Below are 23,230 nucleotides of genomic sequence, written 5' to 3' on the forward strand. Positions count from 1 at the left end.
CTGCCGTGACAAACGGAGGGCCCTGGGACACCTGTGACGAGAGTCGCGATCGGAACGTTCGCCCTGGTCATCGCGCCACGGTTCGCGGGTGTGACGTGAGGCGGACCGCTCCGTCCGCAGCCTGCTCAGCCCGTCCGACGTCCCCCCTCGGACGCGCCCCCGGAGCCGTCCCGGTGCCGCAGCGGCGGGACGAGACCCACGTCCGCCAGGGCGCGGACGGCACGGCGCTCGACGTCGTCGAACTCCACCACCACGCCGGTCGGCGGGACGACGACGTCCTCGGCCGACAGCCCATCGCTCCCGGCGATGGTGGCCCGGGCGCGGTCGGTCAGCGGCACGACCACCGGGTCGGCGCTCTGCCAGCCCGGCGGTGCCCCCAGCAGGACGGTGACGACGCAGTCGGCGCAGCCCGTCGGGCGTGCGGTGCAGGTGTCGCAGTCGATCAGCATGGCTTTCTCCTCCGTGAGTCATCCGCACGGTAGGAACAGCCACCGACAATTCCGCTCCGGCGTCGCCCCGGCCACGGCCTCAGGTGCCGGCGTACTCCCAGTGCCAGGGCTCCTCGCGACCGTTGCCCGGTTCGGCCCAGTCGGGATGGAGGTAGCCGAACCGTCCCGCGTTGGCCTTCATCCAGGCGTACTGCGGGGTGCCGAACCTCTCGACACCGCCGCAGAGGTCCACCGCCAGCCCCCAGCCGTGGTTGCTGGTGCCGGGGACGGCGGCGAGCGCGGGCTTCTGGCCGTAGAGCCGCACCTGGCTCTCGTAGGTGCGGTAGGAGTCGGTGATGCAGAGGGGCGTCCCGAAGGCCCCCGCGAACGCTGCCGACATCGCCCGGTAGGCCGCCGCTGCATCGCAACGCAGGGAGTGCGCGCCCGCGCCGATCGGGCACATCGCGCTGGGCGGGATGAGCCCGTTGGGATAGCCGCCCCACGAGCGCGCGCCGTCGAAGCTGGGCGGGTAGACGGTGTTCCCGCACTCGACCCGCAGCGCGCCGCCGGCCGGACCCGGCGCCGGGACCGGTGCTCGCTGACCGAGGCTCGGCCGGCCGATCCCCATCACCTGGTCCGCCGGCAGAGTCCGCACCACCACCGCACCGGCCCGCGCGTCGGCGGCCAGCATCGTCTTCGGGTCGAGGGCGATCCCGACGTGCCCCAGGCCCGACTCGGGCGTACCGAGGAAGACGAGGTCACCGGGCAGCACGTCGGCCGGCGCGACGGGCGCCGTGACGGCGGAGAGGTCGGCCTGCGTCCCGGGCAGAGGGATCCCGGCCGCCCCGTACACCGACTGGACCAGCGAGCCGCAGTCCCACGAGTCCGGGCCCGCGGTCCCCGGCGCGTAGGGCCGGCCCAGGGCCTCCATCGCGGCGCTGACGGCGCTGAGGGTCTCGGCGGGGAGGACGAGCAGGGACGAGGGCTGACGCGGCAGCTGCGCAACCCCGGCCTGAGCCCCGCCACCGGCCGACCCCACCGGCACCAGTCCCGCCGGCAAGCCCGCGGGCGGGTTCTGCAGCGCGGACGCCGGCGGGGGCGTGACGCCGGCCGCCGCCAGCTCCGCGACGTAGGCCCGCCAGTTCGCCGCCGTCCGTTCGTTGACGTCCAGCTGCTCCTGCTGCAGCTGGGCCAGCTGGCGGTCGACGGCGCCCAGGGCCTCGCCCAGTTCGTCGGTGACCGCGGAGGCGGCTGCCTCGAGCTCGGCCACCGTGGCCGCCACCTCGTCGGCCCGCGCCCTCGCCTGGGTCAGCGCCGCCGTCGCCCGCTGCTGCTCGTCCAGCGCCGCCTGCCGGAGCTCCTCCGCGGCGCCGATCACGCGGGCGGCATGGGAGTCCACGACGTCCAGGAAGCCCATGGCCGCCACGACGTCGCCGGGATCACCGCCGGACAGCAGGAGCGTCAGCGGGCTGAGCGCCCCGCCGTCCCGGTACACCGCCGACGCGTACTCCGCGACCGCCTCCTGGTGGACGGCGAGCTCTCCCTCCGCGTCGGCGACGACCGCCTCGGCCTCGGCGACCGCCTGCTCGATGCGCGCCAGCTCCTCGCGAGCCGCGGCGACCTCCGCCTGCTGCTCCTGCAACCCCGTCTGCACCTCGGCGGCCCGCTGCTGCAACTGGTCCAGCGCCCGACTGTCCAGCACTGCAGTGGTGCCGCCGGGCTGGTCACTGGGCGCCGCCGCGGCGGGTCCCGAGCCGAGCAGGACGATCGCCAGCGCGGCGGATGCGGCGAGCGCACGCGTCGCCGGGCCTCGGGTGCGCCACGGAGAGCGCGGGAGCATCGGACCACCTCTGCGTTCGGGGCGCCTTCGCCCACCGGAGCAGATGGTGTCCCGTCCGGGGCGGGAACGCCAGGTGAGCAGCACCGTTCCCCCCGCCCGGGCGACGGCGAGGGCGACGCTCGCGGCTCGCGGAGCGGTCCTGCGCGGCGCGGCAATCACAAGAGTGTCATTAGGCCGACCTACCGTCCCGGTCGTGCCGTCCTCCCCCGCAGTTCCGCGCCCCACGACCCAGCGGTACGAGCAGGTGACCATCGAGGAAGTGGGCACCCCGCTGGCCGACGTCACGTTCGTCGTCGTGGACCTGGAGACGACCGGCGGGTCTCCCAAGGACAGCGCGATCACCGAGATCGGCGCCGTGAAGGTTCGCGGTGGCGTCATCCTGGGCGAGTTCCAGACCCTCGTCGACCCCGGCTGCGCCATCCCGCCGTACATCAGCGTCCTGACCGGGATCACCTCGATGATGGTGGCGGCCGCCCCGAGGATCGGAGCCGTCCTTCCCGGGTTCCTCGAGTTCGCCCGCGGCGCGGTGCTGGTCGCGCACAACGCGCCCTTCGACATCGGGTTCCTGAAGGCGGCGTGCGCGGAGAACGGCATCGCCTGGCCGGCCGCGGCGTCGGTCGACACCGCGGTCCTCGCCCGCCGGCTGCTGACCCGCGACGAGGTGCCCAACTGCAAGCTCGCCACCCTCGCCCCCTACTTCTCGGCCAGCACCTCCCCCACCCACCGGGCGCTGGACGACGCCCGGGCGACCGTCGACGTCCTCCACGGCCTGTTCGAACGCCTCGGCCCGCTCGGCATCACCTCGCTGGAGGAGCTCACCGGGCTCACCCGCCAGGTGGACCCGGAGCGGCGGCGCAAGCGGCACCTGGCCGACGGCGTGCCGCACGGTCCGGGCGTCTACCTCTTCCGCGGGCCGCGTGACGAGCCGCTGTACGTCGGGACGTCGAACGACCTGCGCAGCCGCGTGCGCAGCTACTTCACCTCCGGCGAGCAGCGCAGCCGGATCACCGAGATGGTGGCCCTGTCCCAGCGCGTCGACGCCATCCCCTGCGCGCACGACCTCGAGGCCGCCGTCCGGGAGCTCCGGCTGATCGCCGAGCACAAGCCCCGGTACAACCGGCGCTCGCGCTTCCCCGAGCGTGCGCTGTGGATCCGGCTCACCGAGGAGCCGTTCCCCCGGCTCTCCGTCGTCCGTCGGGTGCGCCCCGGAGCGGGGGTCTTCCTCGGACCCTTCCCCGACCGGCGGGCTGCCGACGCAGCCGTGGCCGCCGTGCACGAGGCCCTGCCGTTGCGGCAGTGCACGACCCGCCTCTCGCCCCGGGTGCCGACGGCGGCCTGCGCGCTGTTCGACATGGGCCGGTGCGGCGGCCCCTGCATCGGCGCTCAGTCGGTGGCGGACTACGCCTCGATCGCCTCCGTCTTCCGCGCCGCGGTCGACCACGACCCGCGCGAGCTCGTCGCCCCGCTGCTGGGTCGCGTCGACCGGCTGGGGGCCGCGGAGCGCTACGAGGATGCCGCGGTCCTGCGTGACCGGGTCGCCGTCCTCGTGCGTGCCGTGCGCCGCCGTCAGCGGCTGGAGTCCCTGGCCGCCGTCCCGGAGCTGGTGCTCGCCCGGTCCGACGGCTCCGGCGGCTGGCACCTCTCCGTCGTGCGTCGTGGGCGGCTGGTGGCAGCGGGCGGCGCCCCGCGGGGCACCTCCGTGCGCGGCACGCTGCCCGGGCTCATGTCCACCGCGGAGACCCCGGTCGGCCCCGACGACGAGCTCGCCGCCACCGTCGACGAGACGGAGCTGATCCTGCGCTGGATGGAGAAGCCGGGGACCCGCCTCGTCGAGCTCACCGGGACCCTGGCGTGCGCCGCCCCGGGGACGGGCTCCTTCAGCGGCTTCCTGAGCAGGGTGGAGGCCGGTCGGACCGACCGGAACCCCTTCTCCGACGACCGTTCCCTGGGCACCCGGGCGCGGCCGGAGCGGGTGTCTGCTGGCGCGGGCGTCCCGGTGCCCTCCCGGCTAGGCTCCTCGGCGTGATCACCGCCATCGTGATGATCGATGCAGCCACCGACGCGATCCCCGAGGTGGCGGCGGCCATCGCGGACCTCGACGGGGTGAGCGAGGTCTACTCCACCGCCGGCGAGGTCGACCTGATCGCCATCGTGCGCGTGCGCGAGTTCGAGCAGATCGCGGAGGTCATCGCCGGACGGATCAACAAGGTGCCCGGCGTGCTGGAGACCGAGACGCACATCGCGTTCCGCGCCTACTCGCGGCACGACCTCGACGCCGCCTTCTCGATCGGCTTCGAGTCCGGCAACTGAGGACGGGGCCGTCAACCGCCCGCGGCTGTCCGGCTGACGGTCACCCAGCGCTCGAGTTGTGCCGTCGCGCGACCGTCGTCGATCGCGGCCGCCGCCCGCTCCATCCCGGCCGCGACGGCGTCGTGCAGCCGGGCGGACCTCGGGTCGAAGGCCGCGAGCGCGGCACCGGCGTTCAGCACCACCGCGTCGCGAACCGCCCCCGGCTCGCCCTCGAGGACCCGCCGGAAGACGTCGGCGTTGAACGCCGGAGGTCCGCCGCGGAGCGCGTCCGGCCCCGAGGGCGCGATGCCGAGCGCCGCGGGGTCGAGGCGGTCGGGCTCCACCTCGCCGTCCCGCACCACCCAGACCGACGACGTGGTGGCGGTGGTCAGCTCGTCGAGCCCGTCGTCGCCGCGGAACACCAGCGCACGACCGCCGCGGGCGGCGAGCACGTCGGCCATCACCGGCGCCATCCGTCGATCGGCACATCCGATCGCGGCGGCCACGGGACGGGCGGGGTTGGTCAGCGGGCCGAGGAAGTTGAACACCGTGCCGATGCCCATCTCCCTGCGGGCCGGGCCGGCGTGACGCATGCCCGGGTGGAAGACCGGCGCGAAGAAGAAGCCGATGCCCGCCTCGGCGACGCAGCGGGCGACCCCCTGTGCCGGCAGGTCGATGACGACCCCGAGCTCCTCGAGCACGTCGGCGGCGCCGGACGAGGACGACGCCGCGCGGCCGCCGTGCTTGGCGACCGGCGCTCCCGCCGCGGCGGTGACGACCGCCGCCATCGTCGAGATGTTCACCGTGTGGGCGCCGTCGCCGCCCGTGCCGACGATGTCGACGCACTCGGAGGACAGCTGCACCGGGGTGGCCTGCGCGAGCATCTCCGCGGCGAGCCCGGCCACCTCCTGGGCCGACTCCCCCTTCGCCCGGAGGGCCACGGCGAAGGCCGCCACCTGCACCGGCGTCGCCTCACCGGTCATGATCTCGCGCATCGCCCAGGACGTGTCCGCCGCCGACAGGTCCTGTCGGGCCAGCAACCGGGTGAACAGCGCCGGCCAGGTCGGCCCGCCCGCCTTCGGGGCGCTCACCGGCGGCTCACCGGCGGACGACGGGGCGCTGCGCATGGGCGCGCAGCAGGTCCGCCACCACGCCCGGGGCGGTGAGCGGGTCGATCGGGAGCGGGAGGGTTCCCTCTGCGCGCGACCAGTGCGCCAGCCAGCGGTCGGGCTGCCGGGCGATCAGCACGCAGACCGCCGGGCGGTCGGCGACCTCCTGGTCGAGCTGCCGGGCCACGGCCAGTCCGCCGGTGGGCTGGGCCTCGCCGTCGAGGATGCAGAGGTCGACGCCACCGGCGTCCACCGTCGCCACGACCTCCTCGCCGGTCTCGCACTCGAGCCACGTGATCGGTCCCACGTCGGCAGCGGGCCGGCGCCCGACGGCGGTGCGGACGGCGTCCCGGATCTCGGCCCGGTGGCTGTAGACCACCACGGCGGCCGGAAGCGACGGGGCACGGGAGGAGTCGGAGGCAGCGCTCACAGCCCCGAGCCTAGTGCCAGACCTGGACATTTCCCGGGCAGGCCGCGGTAACGGTCAAGAGCTGATCACATTGCCGCCACGCCCATCGCACCCGCGGTCGTGACGGCCCCCTGCCGATGCCATGATGGCGCTTGTGACAACGGCCCCCGTCGCGAGCAGCACCTTCGACACATCGCGGGTGCACTCCCTGACCCGACCGAACATGGTCAGCGTCGGCACGATCATCTGGCTCTCCAGCGAGCTGATGTTCTTCGCCGGACTGTTCGCCATGTACTTCACCGCGCGAGCCCGGGCCACCGACGGGTGGCCGCCGGAGCCGACCGAGCTGAACCTGCCGTACGCCACGGTCTTCACCGTCATCCTGGTGCTCTCCTCGGTGACCTGCCAGTTCGGCGTCTTCGCGGCGGAGAACGGCAACGTCTACGGCCTCCGGCGCTGGTTCACCATCACGTTCGTGATGGGCCTGGTCTTCGTGCTCGCCCAGGCGAACGAGTACCGGGTCCTGGTGACCGAGCACGGGACGACGATCGCGTCCTCGACGTACGGATCGGTCTTCTACATCACGACCGGGTTCCACGCACTGCACGTCATCGGCGGTCTCGTCGCCTTCGTCTATCTCCTCATCCGGTCCACCATGGGCCGGTTCACGCCTGCACAGGCGACCGCCGCGATCGTGGTCTCCTACTACTGGCACTTCGTCGACGTCGTGTGGGTCGGGCTCTTCGCCACGATCTACCTGATCCGCTAGGGAACCGGTGTCCACCACGAACCCGCAGTCCGAGGCCCTTCCCGCTGAGAGCGGTCCCGGCGAGGGCAACCCCGCCGGCCGGGCCCGCGCCCGGCGCCGCTCCAAGCACCGCCGCCGCCTGGCCAACGTCGCCGGACTCATGACCGCCCTGGTGCTGACGGGTGCCCTGTACTCGGTCTTCACCCCGGCACAGGCCGCCGACGAGACCACCGAGTCGGCCGCCGAGGCAGCCGGTCGCGAGCTCTACGAGCGCAGCTGCATCACCTGCCACGGCGAGAACCTCGAGGGCGTGCCGAACCGCGGACCGTCGCTCATCGGGGTCGGCGAGGCCGCCGTCTACTTCCAGGTGCACACCGGCCGCATGCCGCTGGTCCGCCAGGAGGCTCAGGCGCCGGACAAGCCGAACGTCTTCTCCGAGGAGGAGATCGACCAGCTCATGGCCTACGTCCAGGCCAACGGCGGTGGGCCGACGCTCCCGTCGGGCGACCTGCGTGACGGCGACCTGGCCGAGGGCGGTGAGCTGTTCCGACTCAACTGCGCCTCCTGCCACAACTTCGTGGGTGAGGGTGGCGCCCTGAGCTCGGGCAAGCACGCGCCGAGTCTGGACGACTCCACCGACCTCGAGATCTACACGGCGCTGCTCACCGGGCCGGAGAACATGCCGGTCTTCGGGGACAACCAGCTGACGCCCGAGGAGAAGCGCTCGATCATCAACTACATCCAGACCGTCAACTCGCAGGCCGACCCCGGTGGCGCCGGCATCGGCCGCATCGGCCCGGTGGGCGAGGGTCTGGTCATCTGGGTCGTCGGCATGGGCGCCCTGCTGTTCGGGATCTTCTGGATGGGGAGCAAGGCGTGAGCACCCGCGAGGCCCGCCCCGGTTCCACCGGTGGCGAGGACACCCCCGGACCGCTGTACGGCGGTCCGGACGACGACTACACCCCCGAGCAGCTGGCGGCCATGAGCCGCATCGAGCTCGACCGGCTCGGTGCCCGGTACGACGGGGTCGAGATCCTGCACGTCGACCCGGGTCCGGAGCCCGGCTCGGTGATGGAGAAGCGGGCCATCCGCCAGGTGGGCCTGATCTGGAGCCTCGCGGGGCTCTTCGCCTTCCTCTTCATCGTCGTCTACGTCGGCTCGGGGTGGTTCCTGCCCGACTGGCAGTGGAGCATCACCGAGGGCGGCTGGAGCGCACTCTTCACCCCCCTCCTGGGGCTCTTCATGGGGCTGTCGCTGACCCTGGTCGGCGTGGGACTGGTGCTCTTCACCAAGAAGCTCCTGCCGCACGAGACGGCCGTCCAGGACAAGCACGACGGCTCGCACTTCGACCGCGTCACTGCCGGTGCCACCCTGGTCGGCGGGTACCACAACAGCGGGCTGGGCCGGCGCAAGCTGATCACGCGCTCGCTCGCCCTCATGGGCGGTGGCGTCGGTCTCATGCTGATCATGCCGCTGGGCGGCCTGCTCAAGAACCCCAACAAGGGCGACCCTCTCGGCACCACCGCGTGGGCCGACGGCGTCCGGCTCGTCCGCAACGACGGCACCCCGATCCGGCCCGGCGACCAGGAGCCCGGCTCCCTGGAGACGGTCTTCCCGGCCGTGCCCGGCGGGAACCGGCAGGCCGACGCGGCCACCATGCTCATCCGGCTGCGCCCGGCGCAGCTGGCGACGCTCCAGCCGCGCGAGGGCCACGGCGACTTCGCCTACGGCGAGTACGTGGCCTACTCCAAGATCTGCACCCACGCGGGCTGCCCCGTGTCGCTGTACGAGCAGGAGACCAGCCGGATCCTCTGCCCCTGCCACCAGTCGCAGTTCGACGTCACGCAAGGCGCCAAGCCGGTCTTCGGCCCGGCTGCGCGGGCACTCCCGCAGCTGCCCCTCGGCGTCGACGACGAAGGCTTCTTCATCGCGCGCAGCGACTACATTGAGGCCGTAGGCCCCACGTACTGGAACCGGGAGCGCATCTGATGGCTCGTACCGCCACCGCACCGGGTGCGCCCACGACCAAGCTGGGCAAGGCCGCCCTCGAGGTCGACGACCGGATGATCATCGCTCCGTGGGTGCGGCGGACGATGAACAAGGTCTACCCCGACCACTGGTCGTTCCTCCTGGGTGAGATCGCGCTCTACTCGTTCCTCATCCTGCTGCTCTCGGGTACGTACCTGACCTTCTTCTTCGACGCGTCCATGCGTGAGGTCGTCTACGAGGGCTCCTACGCGCCTCTCCGGGGCGTGGAGATGTCCGCCGCCTACGACTCGGCGCTGGCGCTGTCCTTCGACGTCCGCGGTGGCCTCTTCATGCGGCAGCTGCACCACTGGGCGGCGCTGCTGTTCGTCGCCTCGATCGTGGTCCACCTGCTGCGCATCTTCTTCACCGGCGCGTTCCGCCGGCCGCGCGAGACGAACTGGCTGCTCGGTGTGGTCATGCTGGTGCTCGCCCTGCTCATGGGCGTCACGGGCTACACCCTCCCCGACGACCTGCTGTCGGGCACCGGCCTCCGCATCATCAGCGCGATCCTGCTGTCAGTGCCGGTCATCGGGACCTGGGCGCACTTCGCCGTGTTCAACGGCGACTTCGTGGGCGAGCAGATCATCGGCCGCTTCTACATCGTGCACGTACTGATCATCCCGGCCATCCTCCTGGCGCTCATCGCGCTGCACCTGCTGATCCTGGTCAAGCAGAAGCACACCCAGTTCCCCGGTGCTGGACGGACCGAGCACAACGTCGTCGGCAACCGGCTGTTCCCGACCTTCGCGGCCAAGGCGACCGGCCTGATCTTCGTGGTCTTCGGTGTCTGCGCCGCCCTCGGTGGTCTGGTCCAGATCAACCCGATCTGGCTGTGGGGCCCGTACAACCCGGCGCAGGTGTCGGCGGCGTCCCAGCCCGACTGGTACATCGGGTTCCTGGACGGCTCGACGCGCATCTTCCCGCCGTGGGACATGGAGCTGCCCGGCGACTACAACATCCCGGCGCTCTTCTGGCCCACGGTCGTGGTCGCCGGCCTGATGTTCACCGTCCTGGCGCTCTACCCCATGCTCGAACGCAAGATGACCGGTGACACCGCGTCGCACCACCTCCTGCAGCGCCCGCGCGACGTCCCGGTGCGGACGGCGCTCGGCGCCATGGGCCTGACCTTCTACCTCTGGCTCATGGTCGCCGGCGGCAACGACGTCATCGCCGACAAGTTCAACATCAGCCTGAACGCGATGACGTGGATCGGCCGGATCGGCGTGATCATCCTCCCGCCGATCGCCTACGCGATCACCTACCGCATCTGCCTCGGTCTGCAGCAGCACGACCGTGAGGTGCTCGAGCACGGCATCGAGACCGGTGTCATCCGTCGGCTGCCCAGCGGCGAGTTCATCGAGGTCCACCAGCCCCTGGGTCCGGTGGACGAGCACGGCCACGGCCAGCTCGCCTACGGCGGCGCTCCCGTGCCGAAGCGGATGAACCACGTCGGCGGCGCCCGCCGGGCCATCCGAGGATTCTTCTCGCCGGTCGAGGAGCCCACGCAGGTGGAGCTCGAGCAGCGGGGCGAGGGCCGCGGTCTCGCTGTCGGCGAGAGCGACCGCGAGCTCACGTCGTCCGGTCGCCCGTCCGACGGTGGTCGCCCCTCCGAGGGTGGCCGCCCGCAGGAGCCGCGCGACTGAGCAGGCATCATCCAGAAGGGCCCCGGTGGATTCCACCGGGGCCCTTCTGCGTGGTGGACCCGGCGGTGCCGGCGCGGGCAAGGCTCGGGCGGGCGGGTGCGCGCCGTCGTCGACCGCGAGCCGGCCGACGGGTCGCCGGCCGCGCCGGTGCCCGCCCGGTGGACCGCTCCGGATCCGCCGAACGGGGACGGCGGGGACGAGGCGCTCACGTGGCGCCTGGGCGGCCCGGCGGGATGTTCTGGTTGAGGTGGAAGACGTTGTCCGGGTCGACAGCGCTCTTGAGGGCGGTGAGCCGGGCGAGCGTGGCCGGTGGGTAGGCCCGTCGCACACCCGCCGCGCCGTCGTCGCCGAGCGCGTTGACGTACGCGCCGCTGGCGAACGGCTCCAGCCGCGCGGCGCTCGCCCGGGCGGCGGCGATCCGGTCCCCGTCCTCGGCCGGATCGGTCCATCGTGCGGCACCGACGTACTCGAGGGCCGTCCGGCGCTGACTGAAGGCGGACGCGTCCTCCGGCACCTCCGCGATCGCGCCGCCATAGGCCTGCAGGCTCGCCGCGACGGCGGGATCGTGCGAGAGCAGTGCGTCGATCCCCGCATCGGGCAGCTCTCGGACGTAGTGGCCCTTCCAGTACCGCCGCACCAGGTGCTCCTGAAGCGTGTCCTCCCGTCGCTGGAGGTCGAGATAGGACAGCACCTCCACGCGTCGGGCGACGGGCGGGCCGAGGGAGGTGACCACCTCTGCGTACGTGCGACCCTCGTCCGGATCGCCGACCCAGACGAACCCCAGGGTCGCGACGCCGCCGAGGACCGTCGCGGCGTACGTCGCCTGACGGGGCGCCTCCGCACTCAGGTCCCGCCAGCGAGCCATCGCCGGCCCGGCGCCAGCCACGGGGAAGTCGAGCTCGACGCTCACCGCCCGGCCCGCGACGGGGTGCAGCCGGAACTCGAACTCCGTCACGATCCCGAAGTTGCCACCGCCGCCACGCAGGCCCCAGAACAGTTCGGCGTTCTCCTCGGCGGACGCGCGGACGACGTCGCCATCGGCCGTCACCAGCTGGCAGGACACCAGGTTGTCGCAGGTGAGGCCGTACTGGCGGGCCAGCCAGCCCATGCCCCCGCCGAGGGTGAGGCCGCCGACCCCGGTGTGCGAGACGTTGCCGGCCGTCGTGGCCAGCCCGTGCTCCTGGGCGGCGAGGTCGAGTGCGCCGAGGAGAGCGCCGCCCTGGACCCGTGCCCTGCGCTGCTCCGGGTCGATGCGGACGCCGCCCATGGGGGTCAGGTCGATCATCAGTCCCCCGTGGGGCACCGCCAGCCCGACCACGCTGTGCCCGCCGCACCGGACCCCGATCTCCAGACCCTCCCGCCGGGCCAGGCCGATCGCGGTGACGACGTCGGAGACCTCGCGGCAGCGGGCGATCAGGGCGGGCCGGTGGTCCACCATGGCGTTCCACACCCGACGCGCGCGGTCGTAGCCCGGATCCTCCGGCCGCAGGAGCTCGACGGTCGGGCCGGCGGCCATCTGCGCGCGCGACGAGTGGACCATCGGTTGCCTCCTCGGGCTGGCGTCGTCCTGACCGGTGGACCGGCCGCCCCGGCAGAACTCATCGCCGGGACCGACCCCGGGAACGCGAAGGGCCCCTCCCGCGGTGTGCGGGAAGGGCCCTCGGTGAAGCGTGCCGGGTCAGCTCTGCGTGGCGTTCTGCCCCACGTAGAACTCGAAGAGCAGGCCGCCGATGGTGATGAGCAGCGCCGCGAGGGCGATGAGGATCAGCCACGAGTACCAGAAGGCCAGCGCGAGGCCCATCAGCGCGGCGGAGAGCGCCAGGGCGAACGGCCAGTAGCTGGCCGGCGGGAAGAAGCCGAGCTCGCCGGCCCCTTCGGCGATGTCGGCGTCCTTGCGGTCCTCGGGGCGGGCGTCGATGCGGCGGGACACGAACCAGAAGAACCCGCCGATGAGACCGGTCAGGCCACCGGAGAGAGCCAGCGCCGTCGTCCCGATCGGCTCCCGCGACCACACGCCGTAGACCACGGCCGCGGCGACGCAGAAGACCGCGATGATGTTGAAGATGAGCGACTCGACCTTCACGGTCGCGCCTCCTCGGTGCTCGGAACGATCAGGGGCTGGCAGGCGGGCGGCTCAGCCACCGGCGTTCTGCTGGTCGACGTTCTTGTTCTGGAGCGACTCGAACGGTGTCGTGGACGAGGAGACCCCCGGCTGCCCGATCTCCTCGAGAGCCTCGAACGTGTCCAGCCCGGACTCCCGGGCCTCCAGGTAGGCGTCGTAGTCGTCGCCCGACACCGCGCGGACCTCGAAGTTCATGTACGCGTGGTACGTCCCGCAGAGCTCGGCGCAGCGTCCGACGTAGGCGCCCTCCTCCTGGACGGTCACCTCGAAGACGTTGTCTCGGCCGTTCTCGTTGCCGGGGATGACGTCGAGCTTGAAGAGGAACTCGGGGACCCAGAACGAGTGGATGACGTCCGCGGAGGCCAGCTCGAAGCGGATCGTGCGGTCGGTCGGGAGCACCAGGATCGGGATCTCGGAGCTGGACCCGACCGTGTCGACCGGTTCACCGTCGTCACCCGCGGTCTCCGGGTACACGAACTGCCAGTTCCACTTGAACGCGTTGACCGCGATCGTCTCGTCCGGTTCGTCGCTGCGCTCCATCACGCGGTTCTGCACGACGACCGTGTAGAAGAACAGCCCGGCGATGATCAGGAACGGCAGGATCGTGTAGACGATCTCCAGCGGCAGGTTGTACGCCGTCTGCTTGGGCAGCTCGTCCCCGCGCTTGCGGTGCATGACGACCGACCAGCCGATCAGACCCCACACGGCGAAGCCGACGATGAGCGCCGCGATGACCGAACCGGTCCACAGCTCACGCATGTCCTGTGACCGGTCGGTGATGCCCTCCGGCCAGCCGAACCGCCAGAACTCGTTGTTCGGCATCTCGCATCCGGTGAGGGTCACGACCCCCAGGAGACCGAGCGCGGCCAGCCGCGCGAGCCTGTTGCCTCGAGCCACTGCTCGCTGCCTCCTCGTCCTCCGTCCGGGTGCCCGGACGGTCCTCCCAGCGGGTCGTCCGCCGGGTTCCGACGGACGGCGTCCACGCCGATCACAGTGTGGGCCGAGACTAGCCGACTCCGCTCGGCGGCCGACCACCGGAGACGCCGCACCGGCGGGTCGTGGGCGCGCATGCCCGACCTGCGGTGTTCCTGCCCACCGTCGAGCCGGGAGCCGCCGCTCGTGGAGGGCCGACGGTTAGAGTCGAGAGCGTGTATTCCCGGCTGCTGACCCCCAAGTGGCTGCTGCTGCACCTGTTGGTGGCGGTGCTGTTCGTGGCCACCTTCTTCCTGGGCTACTGGCAGCTGTCCAAAGCGGAGTCCGGCGGCGGCGCGGTGAACTGGAGCTACGCCCTGCAGTGGCCGCTCTACGGCTTCATGGGTCTGTGGTTCTACCTGCGCATGGTCAAGGTGGAGCTGACCCGCGACCCGGACGAGGACGCCCCGGGGGCCGCCGTCGTCCTCTACCAGCGCCCCCGCATCGACACCTCGGGGGACCCGGAACTGGCCGCGTACAACGCCTACCTCGCGGAGCTCAACGAGCGGGCCCTGGGCCAGCGGAGCACGGGTCATGGCCGCTGACCGGACCGCGCCCGCCCGCGATTCCGAGCAGGCGATCGCCGCCGCGCTGCAGCGCTACCGCGTGATGGCGACCGTCGTCGGCGTCCTGCTCGTCCTGCTTTTCGTCGTCGCGATGCCGCTGAAGTACTTCGCCGACATCCCGGAGCCGGTGACGGTCCTGGGGACGGCGCACGGCTGGCTCTACGCCCTCTTCTTCCTCTCGGCCGTCGACCTGGCGCTGCGGTCGAAGTGGACCCTGAAGGGGGCGATCATCACGCTGGTGTGCGGCACCATCCCCTTCCTCTCCTTCGTGGCCGAGCGGACCGTCACGCGGAAGATGCGCGCCGGCGAGCGCGTGTGACCTCCGCGCAGCAGCGCCTCTCCCCCGCGCCGCAGCTCCCCTCCCTTCCGCCCGACATCTCCCCGACCCCGAGGACCTGCGCCTGATGTGTGGCCTGCTCGCCTACTTCTCCACCGACGCCGACCGGGTCGACGACGGCACGGTCGACGCGGTGCGCGCGGCGCAGCACTGCCTGCGTCACCGCGGGCCGGACGAGAACGAGGCCTGGTGGGACGGCCGGGCGGTGTTCGGGTTCAACCGGCTGTCCTTCATCGACATCGAGAACAGCCACCAGCCGATGCCGTACGCCGACGGCCGGTACCGGATCGTCTTCAACGGCGAGATCTACAACTACCTCGAGCTGCGCGCCGAGCTGGCCGAGGCCGGCGCCACGTTCGCCACGGAGGGCGACACCGAGGCGATCGTCGCCGGTTACCACCTGTGGGGCGAGGCGGTCCTGCCGAAGCTGCGCGGGATGTTCGCCTTCATCATCTGGGACAGCGAGACCGGAACCGTCTTCGGCGCCCGCGACCCGTTCGGCATCAAGCCGCTGTTCACCGCCCGGCTGGCCGACGGCGGGATCGTCTTCAGCTCGGAGAAGAAGGCGCTGCTCGAGCTCCTCGGCGGCAGCGACGCCGCCGGCGGGGTCGACGGCGCCTCGCTGCAGCACTACCTGACGCTGCAGTACGTGCCGGAACCCGCGACCCTGCACACGGCGATCCGCCGGATCGAGAGCGGCACGAGCTTCACCGTCGCCGACGGCGAGCTGCGCACGAAGCGCTACTTCCACCCGACCTTCCCTATCCGGCCGGTCGCGAAGGACGAGGAGCAGGCCCTCTACGACCGCATCGCCGACGTCCTCGACGACTCGGTGCGCATGCACATGCGGGCCGACGTCACGGTCGGCTCGTTCCTGTCCGGCGGCATCGACTCCACGGCCATCGCCGCGCTGGCGAAGCGCTACAACCCGAAGCTGCTGACGTTCACCACCGGGTTCGAGCGGCAGGGCTTCTCCGAGATCGACGTCGCCGCCGAGTCCGCCGCGGCGATCGGCGTCGAGCACATCACCAAGGTGGTCACTCCCGAGGAGTTCGCCGCCGAGATCCCGCTGGTCGTCTGGTACCTCGACGACCCGGTCGCCGACCCGGCGCTCGTGCCGCTGTACTTCATCGCCCGCGAGGCCCGCAAGCACGTCAAGGTCGTGCTTTCCGGCGAGGGTGCCGACGAGCTGTTCGGCGGCTACAACATCTACCGCGAGCCGCTGTCGCTGGCCGCGTTCGAGAGGCTGCCGGCCGGCATCCTGCGGGCGCTCGGGAAGCTCTCCACCCGGCTGCCCGACGGCATGCGTGGCAAGGATCTCCTGCGCCGCGGGTCGATCCCGCTGGAGCAGCGCTACTACGGCAACGCTCGCATCTTCCGGGACGACGAGCTGGGATTCCTGGAGCGCCGGGACCCCGACCTCTCCCACGTCGCCGTCACCGCCGAGCTCTACGAACGCACCCGGGCCGCCGGCTACGACGACGTCACCGCCATGCAGTACGTCGACCTCTTCACCTGGCTCCGCGGCGACATCCTCGTCAAGGCCGACAAGATGACGATGGCGAACTCGCTCGAGCTGCGGGTGCCCTTCCTCGACCCCGAGGTCTTCGCCGTCGCCGGCACGCTGCCGGTCGACCAGCGGGTCACGAAGGAGACGACGAAGTACGCCCTCCGGCGGGCGCTCGAGCAGATCGTGCCGCCGCACGTCCTCAACCGCCGCAAGCTCGGCTTCCCGGTCCCCACGCGTCACTGGCTCGCGGAGCAGCTGCACGACTGGGCACGCCAGATCGTCGAGGACAGCCAGACCGACGAGTGGCTGGACAGGAAGCAGGTGCTGGCCATGCTGGCCGCGCACCGGGAGAACCAGCGCAACGGCTCGCCGGTCGACTACTCCCGCAAGCTCTGGACGCTGCTGGTCTTCATGGTCTGGCACGGGATCTTCGTCGAGGGCCGGATCACGCCGGTGATCCCCGAGACGGTCTACCCCGTCCGCCTCTGACCGCCGGGGGCGGCGACTGTGCGCTGGTCCACCTCATCGAGCCTCCATGAGGTGGACCGGCGAACACCGGGCGAGGGTGACGTCGCCCCATGGACCGGCCGCGAATGCGACAGCGCCCGGTCCCCCTCACGGGGAACCGGGCGCTGGGTCGTTCAGGCGCGGGTGATCAGCTGAACGAGTCCCCGCAGGCGCAGGAGCTGCCGGCGTTCGGGTTGTCGATCGTGAAGCCCTGCTTCTCGATGCTGTCGACGAAGTCGATCGTCGCGCCACCGAGGTACGGCCCGCTCATGCGGTCGACGATGACCTCGACCCCACCGAACTCGTAGGTCTGGTCGCCGTCGAGGAACCGCTCGTCGAAGAACAGCTGGTAACGCAGACCGGAGCACCCGCCCGGCTGGACGGCGATGCGCAGTCGCAGGTCGTCGCGACCTTCCTGGTCCAGCAGCGCCTTCACCTTCGAGGCCGCGGGGTCGCTGAGCACGACGCCGGTGACGCCGGGCGCCCCACCGTCGAGGGTCGTGGTGTCCTGCACCGACATGTTGTGTCCTCCCAGATACGAGGTGCCCGCTGCGGCACTTCCTGCAGCGGACCAACACCGCCGTGGCGGTGGCTCTTCCCCTGCTGGCCACCACTGTACGGCGCGGATTGCGCTTTCCCGGGTCTCCTTCCCCACACACGTAGACTTCGAGCCCGTGAAGCTCCGCCTGCCCGGCCGCCGCGACCGCGTCGAGACGACCGACACCCCCGCCGAGTCCGACCTCACCGAGCAGCTGGTGAGGGCCTCCGGCAAGGGCCGGCCCACTCCCAAGCGCGCCGAGGCGCAGGGACGTCGTCCCGGGCCCCCGCCGCCGCCTCCCACCACGCGGAAGGAGGCCTACAAGCGCATGCGGGAGCAGCAGGCCACCCGGCGGGCCGAGACCCGCCAGGGCGCGGCCCGTGGCGACGACGCCTACCTGCCCGCCCGCGACCGCGGTCCGGTGCGCAAGCTGGTGCGGGACGTCGTGGACTCCCGGCGCAACATCGGCAGCTTCTTCCTCGCCATCGCCGGCGTCGCCCTGATCGGCACCGTCGTCCCGAGCCTCGTGGTGCGCAACTACGCGAGCTTCCTGCTGTTCGGCTTCTTCCTGCTGCTCATCGTCGACTCGGTGATCCTGAGCCGGAAGATCAAGAAGAAGCTCGTCGAGCGGTTCCCCGACGACCCGCAGGCGAAGAAGACCCGCGGCCTGGTCTGGTACGGCATCAGCCGGGCCACCATGATCCGCCGGTGGCGCTTCCCCAAGCCCGACGTCGCCCTGGGCGCCGACGTCTGAGAAAGGACCCCGTCCTCCCCACCCCTCGCACGCTCGGGGCGGTGCCCTGGACGGGGCCGACGCCGGTAGGCCTGCGCGTCGTGCACCGACGCCCGCCGGCGCGGTGAGCACCGGCAGCCGACGTCCGCCCTCGTCGACGACGTCCTGCTGCTCGACCTCGCGCCGGGCCTGCCACCGCGCGGGATCTCGCCGGCGAGCGTGCACACGGTGCTGGTCACCCACGCCCACCCCGACCACTGCTCGCCCTTCTCCCTGCTGTGGCGGCACTGGGCGGGGCTGCCGGGGCCGCTGACCGTGGTCGGGCCCGCGTCGGTGTTCGACGAATGCCGGCCCTGGCTGGCCCCCGACGTCCGGGTGCGTCTCACCGAGGTCTCCCCCGGTGACGCGCTGCGCTGCGGCGACCACGTCGGGCGGGACGTCGCACCTGGACCTCGTGTCGTTCCCCGGCCAGCTCGATCGCCTGCGCGCGGTCGGCGCCGTCACCCCGGACACCGATGTCGTCGCCGTCCACCTGAGCCACCACAACCCGCCGGCCGCCGAGCTGGCGCTGCGCCTGGCCGCCCCCGGCGCCCGCTCGGTGTTCGACGGAGCGACAGTCGCCGTCGGGGCCCGACGCGCGGAGCTCCGGTACGGCGCCTAACGTCGCCGTACGTGGAATTCCGACGCCTCGGCCGCTCCGGCCTGAACATCTCCGAGATCGCCTACGGCAACTGGCTCACCCACGGTGGCCAGGTCGAGGAGGACGCCGCCTTCGCCTGCGTGCGGGCCGCCCTCGACGCCGGCATCACCACCTTCGACACCGCCGACGTCTACGCCGGCACCCGCGCCGAGACCGTCCTCGGTCGGGCCCTGGAGGGACAGCGCCGCTCGTCCTACGAGCTGTTCACCAAGGTCTACTGGCCCACCGGGAAGGGCCGCAACGATCGCGGCCTGTCCCGCAAGCACATCGTCGAGAGCTGCCACGCCTCGTTGAAGCGGCTGCAGACCGACTACGTCGACCTCTACCAGGCCCATCGCTACGACCCGACGGTGCCGCTCGAGGAGACGATGACCGCGTTCGCCGACCTCGTGCGCGCCGGCAAGGTGCTCTACATCGGCGTCTCGGAGTGGAACGCCGAGCAGATCGCCGCCGGCGCTGCCCTGGCCCGCGAGCTGAACGTGCAGCTGATCAGCAACCAGCCCCAGTACTCGATGCTCTGGCGGGTCATCGAGCCCGAGGTCGTGCCGACGTCGGAGAAGGAGGGTCTCTCCCAGATCGTCTGGTCGCCGCTGGCGCAGGGCGTGCTCACCGGCAAGTACCTGCCGGGTCAGCAGCCACCCGCCGACAGCCGCGGTGGGCACGCGGAGGCCGGCAACTCGATGCGTGGGTTCCTGCGCGACGACATCCTGACCGCCGTCCAGGGGCTGCGTCCGATCGCCGACGACCTGGGCCTGTCGATGGCGCAGTTGGCCATCGCCTGGGTCCTGCAGAACCCGAACGTGGGTGCGGCGATCATCGGCGCCACCCGCCCGGAGCAGGTGCACGACAACGTCAAGGCGTCCGGCGTCCGGCTCGAGGACGACGTCCTGCGGCGGATCGACGACGTCCTCGGGGACGTCGTGGAGCGGGACCCCACCAAGACCGCCCGCGGGTGACGGCTCGCCGCCCCCGCTCAGGGGGCGGCGAGGCCCATCGGGCCGTAGACCTCGTCCTCGCCGTCGAGCAGGGTCACCGTCGCGACGCCCTTGTCGAGGAGCTCCCGCCAGTTCTCCCCGAGCCACGACTCGGCGTCGCCCTGGTTGTCCGTGGCCGGGATCTCCACGCCGATCGACGACGGCTCGACGGCCGCTCCGGAGGGATCCTCGAGACGCCAGTGCCAGGTCATGCGGTGCAGGTTAGTGAGCCGGTCGTTCCCGTGCTGTGATCGACCGGCCGGTTACGCACGCGGGGCGGCGGGCATGGGAGTCCATCGACCGCCCCAGCCGGAGGACCGATGACCGCACCCTCGCACGAGCCCGACACGCGCGGAGCCACCCGCGTGCAGGTGACGCCCGACCCCGCCAACGCCTCCACCGGCGAGCTCATCGGTCAGCTGACCGAGCAGCTCAGCTCGCTGGTCCGCAACGAGGCGCGGCTCGCCCAGGCCGAGGTGACCCAGAAGGCCAAGAAGCTCGGCGCCGGCGCCGGGCTGTTCGGCGGCGCGGGCCTGACGGCGTTCTTCGGCGTCGCCGTCCTCCTCAGCGCCGCCGTCCTCGGACTGGCCGAGCTGATGCCCGGCTGGCTGGCCGCGCTGATCGTGGCCGTCGTCCTGTTCGTCGTCGCCGGCGTGCTGGCCCTCGTGGGCAAGAAGGACGTCGCCCAGGCCTCTCCCCCGCTGCCCACGCAGGCGATCGCCGGGGTGCAGGCCGACGTCGCCACCGTCAAGCAGGGGCTGTCCCGGTGACCGCCGCCAACGACCCGGAGCAGATCCAGGCGGAGATCGAGGCCACCCGCGCACAGCTGGGCCGGACCGTCGACGAGCTGAGTGCCCGCCTCGACGTCCCGGCCCGCGCGAAGGAGAAGGCGGCCCGCGCCAAGGACACCGCCGTGGAGACCTACCGGGAGAGCCCGCCCGCCGTGATCGGCGCCGCCGTCGCACTGGCGGGACTGGTGCTCGGGGTGATCATCTTGCGCCGGAAGCGCGCGTCGTCGCCAGGCCGAGGGAGGAAGCGTTGAGCAAGCGCAACAAGGGTGAGGCCCGCAAGAACACCGGGGCCAAGATCGCCTACCGGCCGATCGGCCTGGTGAGCGGGCTGGTGGCCGGCTCGCTGAGCGGGATCGTGTTCAAGCAGGTCTGGAAGGTCGTCGCCAAGGAGGAGGAGGCCCCCTCGGCGCTGCAGAGCGAGTACCCGATGGGGGTGGTCGTGCTGGCCGCCGCCCTCCAGGGCGCGATCTTCGCCGCGACGAAGGCCGCGGTCGACCGCGCGGGGGCCCGCGGCTTCAAGCAGCTGACCGGGGCCTGGCCGGGCGACTGAACGAAGGCCCTCTCGCGTGAGGGCCGGACGTCGTCACCGTCGCGCCACAGAGGGAGCACGCACGTGAGTGGCACGAGGCAGCGCGAGAGCGCCGTCGACCGGATCCGTGAGCGGGTCGAGGAGAAGGCCGCCCGTCGGGCCGCGGCCGCGAAGGCCGCCGCCGAGGCGAAGGGTGGGCCGGGACGCCCCCAGGGCGACCCCGACCGCCCGCCACCCGGGTCGCCCTCGCCGAGCGAACTGCCCGGTATCCACGCGGAGACGCCGACCCAGATCCCCTGGGCGGGGTGGAAGCAGATCGTCAAGCGGGCCTGGGCGGAGAACAGCGCCGACAACATGCCGATCATCGCCGGCGGCGTGGCGTTCTTCGGCTTCCTGTCGATCTTCCCCGCCCTCATCGCACTGATCTCGATCTACGGGCTGGTCGCCTCGCCGGAGACCGTGGCCCAGCAGGTCGGGGACCTCTCGGCCCAGCTGCCCGACGACGCGGCGAGCCTCATCGAGGAGCAGCTGACCGCCATCGTCGCCAACAGCGGCAGCGCGTTGAGCATCAGCCTGGTCGTGTCCATCCTCGCCGCGCTCTGGAGCGCCTCCGGTGGGGTGGGCAACGTGGTCACGGCGATCAACATCGCCTACGACGAGGTGGAGGCCCGCGGCTTCGTCAAGCTGAAGCTGACCTCGCTCGCGCTCACCCTCGGGGCGATCGCGTTCGTCCTGGTCGCCTTCGGACTGCTGGCTGTCGTGCCCGCGGTCATCGAGGCCCTCGGTCTCGGGGTCGTCGGGACGGTCCTGGCGCAGACAGCCCGATGGGTGCTGCTGCTGGCCGCGTTCGCCGGCGGCCTCGCCGTGCTCTACCGCGTCGCACCGGACCGCGACGCACCCCGGCTCACCTGGGTGAGCCTCGGCTCCGTCGTCGTCACCGTGGTGTGGGCGATCGTGAGCGTGGGCTTCGCGCTCTACGTCAACAACTTCGGGTCCTACGACAAGACCTACGGCACGATCGCCGGCGTCATCGTGCTGATGCTGTGGCTGTACCTCACCTGCTACCTGGTGCTGCTCGGCGCCGAGATCAACTCCGAGGCCGAGCACCAGACGGCGCACGACACCACCACCGGCGAGCCCCAACCCATGGGTGAGCGCGACGCGAAGATGGCCGACACGCTCCCGGAGAAGCCGGAACCCGAGAAGGGCGACAGCGACCCCACCAAGAAATGAAGGACCCCGTCCCCTCGGCCCCCTCCAGAGGCTCGGCCCGGACCTGCGAGGGCTGGGGAGGAGGGGGTCCGTCTACTAACGGACGTGGGACTCCACGAACGGCGGCTTGACGACCTCCACGGCCTGCGAGCGTCCGCGGACGTCCACCGCGAGCGTGGTGCCCGCGGTCACTGCGGCGGTCGCGTCGACCAGGGCGAGGGCGATCCCGGTCCGCAGCGTCGGGGAGAACGTGCCGCTGGTGACCTCGCCGACCCGCGTGCCCTCGCCGTCGAGGACCGGCATGCCCGGCCGCGGGATCCCCCGGCCGTCGGCGCGCAGCCCCCAGAGCAGGCGGGCGGGACCGGCCTCCTTCTCGGCGAGCAGCGCCTCGCGACCCCAGAATGCCGGCTTCTGCCAGCCGACGGCCCAGCCCGAGCGAGCCTGGTTGGGCGTGATGTCCCGCGACAGCTCGTGGCCGTGCAGCGGGTACCCCATCTCGGTGCGCAGCGTGTCGCGGGCGCCCAGGCCGCACAGCCGGATCCCCTGGTCCTGGCCCGCCTCGAGCACCGCGTCCCACAGTTCGCCGGCGTGCTCGGCGGCGACCAGCAGCTCGTACCCGTGCTCGCCGGTGTACCCGGTCCGGCAGACGGTGACCTCGGCGCCGGACCCACCGGTGCCGGTCACGAAGGACATGTAGGAGAGCTCGCCGGGCAGGCCCAGCAGCTCGAGCACCTGCAGCGCCCGCGGCCCCTGCAGCGCGAGGACGGCCACCTCGGCGTGCCGATCCGTCACGGTGACGCCCGAGGGTGCGGCGTCGGCCAACCGGGCCAGCACGTCGGCGGCGTTGGCGGCGTTCGGGACGAGGAGGACGTCGTCCGGGCCGTGCAGGTAGACGATCAGGTCGTCCACGACGCCGCCGGCCTGCGGGTCGCCGTCCGGGAGGCAGCAGAGCGTGTACTGCGCCTGCCCGGGGCCGATGCGGGAGAGGTCGTTGGTCAGGCACGAGCCGACGAACGCCGCGGCCCCCGGGCCTCGGACCGTCGCCGTGCCCAGGTGGGACACGTCGAAGAGGCCGACGGCGGTCCGGACCGCCGTGTGCTCGGCGAGGACGCCCCCGCCCGCGTACTCGATGGGCATCGACCAGCCGCTGAAATCGGCGAGCTTGGCGCCGGCCGCGACGTGCCGGTCGTGGAGGGGGGAGGTCAGCGGGCTCACGGGGGGTCACGCTAGTGCGGCCCTTAGGAT

The 23,230-nt window shown here is 72.1% G+C and carries 26 protein-coding genes; 16 read left to right on the forward strand and 10 right to left on the reverse strand.

The window, feature by feature from the left end:
• Positions 1–125: 125 nt before the first annotated feature.
• Positions 126–449, reverse strand: coding sequence for a hypothetical protein (locus CRP30_RS18635; RefSeq protein WP_097185509.1), 324 nt, complete (start codon positions 447–449; stop codon positions 126–128).
• A 79-nt stretch (positions 450–528) separates the two neighbouring features.
• A complete protein-coding gene (locus CRP30_RS22565; protein ID WP_099459166.1) occupies positions 529–2,268 on the reverse strand; it encodes a D-alanyl-D-alanine carboxypeptidase family protein in 1,740 nt (579 codons plus the stop codon).
• 193 nt (positions 2,269–2,461) lie between these two features.
• Here CRP30_RS22565 and CRP30_RS18645 point away from each other — a divergent pair, with 193 nt between their 5' ends.
• Together CRP30_RS18645 and CRP30_RS18650 are read left to right on the forward strand one after the other, a co-directional pair.
• On the forward strand, positions 2,462–4,294 hold the full coding sequence (locus CRP30_RS18645; protein ID WP_097185510.1) for a DEDD exonuclease domain-containing protein: 1,833 nt from the start codon (positions 2,462–2,464) through the stop codon (positions 4,292–4,294).
• Positions 4,291–4,578: an Lrp/AsnC family transcriptional regulator gene (locus CRP30_RS18650; protein ID WP_097185511.1), complete on the forward strand. Its 288-nt coding sequence runs from the start codon at positions 4,291–4,293 to the stop codon at positions 4,576–4,578. The genes CRP30_RS18645 and CRP30_RS18650 overlap by 4 nt, the downstream gene beginning before the upstream one ends.
• 11 nt (positions 4,579–4,589) lie before the next feature.
• Here CRP30_RS18650 and trpD read toward each other — a convergent pair whose 3' ends face one another.
• Entirely contained in the window at positions 4,590–5,648 is a 1,059-nt protein-coding gene (trpD, locus tag CRP30_RS18655) for an anthranilate phosphoribosyltransferase (RefSeq protein ID WP_235003539.1), read from the reverse strand.
• Between the two features lie 7 nt (positions 5,649–5,655).
• The gene (locus tag CRP30_RS18660; RefSeq protein ID WP_097185513.1) at positions 5,656–6,096 is read right to left on the reverse strand and encodes a response regulator; all 441 of its coding nucleotides are present in this window, start codon (positions 6,094–6,096) and stop codon (positions 5,656–5,658) included.
• Positions 6,097–6,220: 124 nt separating this feature from the next.
• On the opposite strand from CRP30_RS18660, the gene ctaE reads away from it, so the two are divergent.
• From ctaE to qcrB, 4 genes are read left to right on the forward strand one after another with little or no spacing between them, the layout of a single operon-like run.
• On the forward strand, positions 6,221–6,844 hold the full coding sequence (gene ctaE / locus CRP30_RS18665; protein ID WP_200814853.1) for an aa3-type cytochrome oxidase subunit III: 624 nt from the start codon (positions 6,221–6,223) through the stop codon (positions 6,842–6,844).
• A 7-nt stretch (positions 6,845–6,851) separates the two neighbouring features.
• On the forward strand, positions 6,852–7,703 hold the full coding sequence (gene qcrC / locus CRP30_RS23310; RefSeq protein ID WP_304528907.1) for a cytochrome bc1 complex diheme cytochrome c subunit: 852 nt from the start codon (positions 6,852–6,854) through the stop codon (positions 7,701–7,703).
• Positions 7,700–8,812: a cytochrome bc1 complex Rieske iron-sulfur subunit gene (qcrA, locus tag CRP30_RS18675; RefSeq protein WP_097185514.1), complete on the forward strand. Its 1,113-nt coding sequence runs from the start codon at positions 7,700–7,702 to the stop codon at positions 8,810–8,812. The genes qcrC and qcrA overlap by 4 nt, the downstream gene beginning before the upstream one ends.
• On the forward strand, positions 8,812–10,494 hold the full coding sequence (gene qcrB, locus CRP30_RS18680) for a cytochrome bc1 complex cytochrome b subunit (RefSeq protein WP_097185515.1): 1,683 nt from the start codon (positions 8,812–8,814) through the stop codon (positions 10,492–10,494). The genes qcrA and qcrB overlap by 1 nt, the downstream gene beginning before the upstream one ends.
• 205 nt (positions 10,495–10,699) lie before the next feature.
• Here qcrB and CRP30_RS18685 read toward each other — a convergent pair whose 3' ends face one another.
• From CRP30_RS18685 to ctaC, 3 genes are all read right to left on the reverse strand, one after another.
• Positions 10,700–12,034, reverse strand: a complete 1,335-nt coding sequence (locus CRP30_RS18685) for an FAD-binding oxidoreductase (protein WP_097185516.1) — start codon at positions 12,032–12,034, stop codon at positions 10,700–10,702.
• A 138-nt stretch (positions 12,035–12,172) separates the two neighbouring features.
• Positions 12,173–12,577: a cytochrome c oxidase subunit 4 gene (locus CRP30_RS18690; protein WP_097185517.1), complete on the reverse strand. Its 405-nt coding sequence runs from the start codon at positions 12,575–12,577 to the stop codon at positions 12,173–12,175.
• Between the two features lie 51 nt (positions 12,578–12,628).
• Complete coding sequence (gene ctaC, locus CRP30_RS18695; protein WP_097185518.1) at positions 12,629–13,513, reverse strand: aa3-type cytochrome oxidase subunit II; 885 nt, start codon at positions 13,511–13,513, stop codon at positions 12,629–12,631.
• A gap of 251 nt (positions 13,514–13,764) precedes the next feature.
• Between ctaC and CRP30_RS18700 the strand changes: the two genes are divergently transcribed.
• The 3 genes from CRP30_RS18700 (at position 13,765) to asnB (ending at position 16,490) form a co-directional block, all read left to right on the forward strand.
• On the forward strand, positions 13,765–14,133 hold the full coding sequence (locus CRP30_RS18700) for a metalloprotease (protein WP_097185519.1): 369 nt from the start codon (positions 13,765–13,767) through the stop codon (positions 14,131–14,133).
• Complete coding sequence (locus tag CRP30_RS18705) at positions 14,123–14,473, forward strand: DUF3817 domain-containing protein (protein WP_097185520.1); 351 nt, start codon at positions 14,123–14,125, stop codon at positions 14,471–14,473. Before CRP30_RS18700 ends, CRP30_RS18705 begins: the two co-directional genes overlap by 11 nt.
• Before the next feature lie 85 nt (positions 14,474–14,558).
• Positions 14,559–16,490, forward strand: a complete 1,932-nt coding sequence (gene asnB, locus CRP30_RS18710; RefSeq protein WP_097185521.1) for an asparagine synthase (glutamine-hydrolyzing) — start codon at positions 14,559–14,561, stop codon at positions 16,488–16,490.
• A gap of 166 nt (positions 16,491–16,656) precedes the next feature.
• Here asnB and CRP30_RS18715 read toward each other — a convergent pair whose 3' ends face one another.
• Positions 16,657–17,028 carry a HesB/IscA family protein gene (locus tag CRP30_RS18715; protein ID WP_097185522.1) on the reverse strand — a complete coding sequence of 124 codons (372 nt, stop codon included), beginning with the start codon at positions 17,026–17,028 and terminating at the stop codon, positions 16,657–16,659.
• A gap of 154 nt (positions 17,029–17,182) precedes the next feature.
• Here CRP30_RS18715 and CRP30_RS18720 point away from each other — a divergent pair, with 154 nt between their 5' ends.
• The 3 genes from CRP30_RS18720 (at position 17,183) to CRP30_RS18730 (ending at position 19,435) form a co-directional block, all read left to right on the forward strand.
• Positions 17,183–17,800, forward strand: coding sequence for a DUF3043 domain-containing protein (locus CRP30_RS18720; RefSeq protein WP_097185523.1), 618 nt, complete (start codon positions 17,183–17,185; stop codon positions 17,798–17,800).
• 379 nt (positions 17,801–18,179) lie between these two features.
• Positions 18,180–18,440: a hypothetical protein gene (locus tag CRP30_RS18725; protein WP_097185524.1), complete on the forward strand. Its 261-nt coding sequence runs from the start codon at positions 18,180–18,182 to the stop codon at positions 18,438–18,440.
• Positions 18,441–18,451: 11 nt separating this feature from the next.
• Entirely contained in the window at positions 18,452–19,435 is a 984-nt protein-coding gene (locus CRP30_RS18730; RefSeq protein ID WP_097185525.1) for an aldo/keto reductase family protein, read from the forward strand.
• A gap of 17 nt (positions 19,436–19,452) precedes the next feature.
• On the opposite strand, the gene CRP30_RS18735 is transcribed toward CRP30_RS18730, so the two are convergent.
• Positions 19,453–19,665 carry a hypothetical protein gene (locus tag CRP30_RS18735; protein ID WP_097185526.1) on the reverse strand — a complete coding sequence of 71 codons (213 nt, stop codon included), beginning with the start codon at positions 19,663–19,665 and terminating at the stop codon, positions 19,453–19,455.
• 108 nt (positions 19,666–19,773) lie between these two features.
• On the opposite strand from CRP30_RS18735, the gene CRP30_RS18740 reads away from it, so the two are divergent.
• The 4 genes from CRP30_RS18740 (at position 19,774) to CRP30_RS18755 (ending at position 22,006) form a co-directional block, all read left to right on the forward strand.
• Positions 19,774–20,223, forward strand: coding sequence for a phage holin family protein (locus CRP30_RS18740; RefSeq protein ID WP_097185527.1), 450 nt, complete (start codon positions 19,774–19,776; stop codon positions 20,221–20,223).
• Complete coding sequence (locus tag CRP30_RS18745; RefSeq protein ID WP_097185528.1) at positions 20,220–20,495, forward strand: DUF3618 domain-containing protein; 276 nt, start codon at positions 20,220–20,222, stop codon at positions 20,493–20,495. The genes CRP30_RS18740 and CRP30_RS18745 overlap by 4 nt, the downstream gene beginning before the upstream one ends.
• A complete protein-coding gene (locus CRP30_RS18750) occupies positions 20,492–20,794 on the forward strand; it encodes a DUF4235 domain-containing protein (protein ID WP_097185529.1) in 303 nt (100 codons plus the stop codon). The genes CRP30_RS18745 and CRP30_RS18750 overlap by 4 nt, the downstream gene beginning before the upstream one ends.
• A 63-nt stretch (positions 20,795–20,857) precedes the next feature.
• Positions 20,858–22,006 carry a YihY/virulence factor BrkB family protein gene (locus tag CRP30_RS18755; RefSeq protein WP_097185530.1) on the forward strand — a complete coding sequence of 383 codons (1,149 nt, stop codon included), beginning with the start codon at positions 20,858–20,860 and terminating at the stop codon, positions 22,004–22,006.
• Positions 22,007–22,081: 75 nt separating this feature from the next.
• Here the strand turns inward: CRP30_RS18755 and gcvT are convergent, their stop codons facing one another.
• The gene (gene gcvT / locus CRP30_RS18760) at positions 22,082–23,200 is read right to left on the reverse strand and encodes a glycine cleavage system aminomethyltransferase GcvT (protein ID WP_097185531.1); all 1,119 of its coding nucleotides are present in this window, start codon (positions 23,198–23,200) and stop codon (positions 22,082–22,084) included.
• Positions 23,201–23,230 lie beyond the last annotated feature (30 nt).

Source organism: Blastococcus haudaquaticus, from assembly GCF_900230285.1.
Lineage (GTDB): Bacteria > Actinomycetota > Actinomycetes > Mycobacteriales > Geodermatophilaceae > Blastococcus_B > Blastococcus_B haudaquaticus.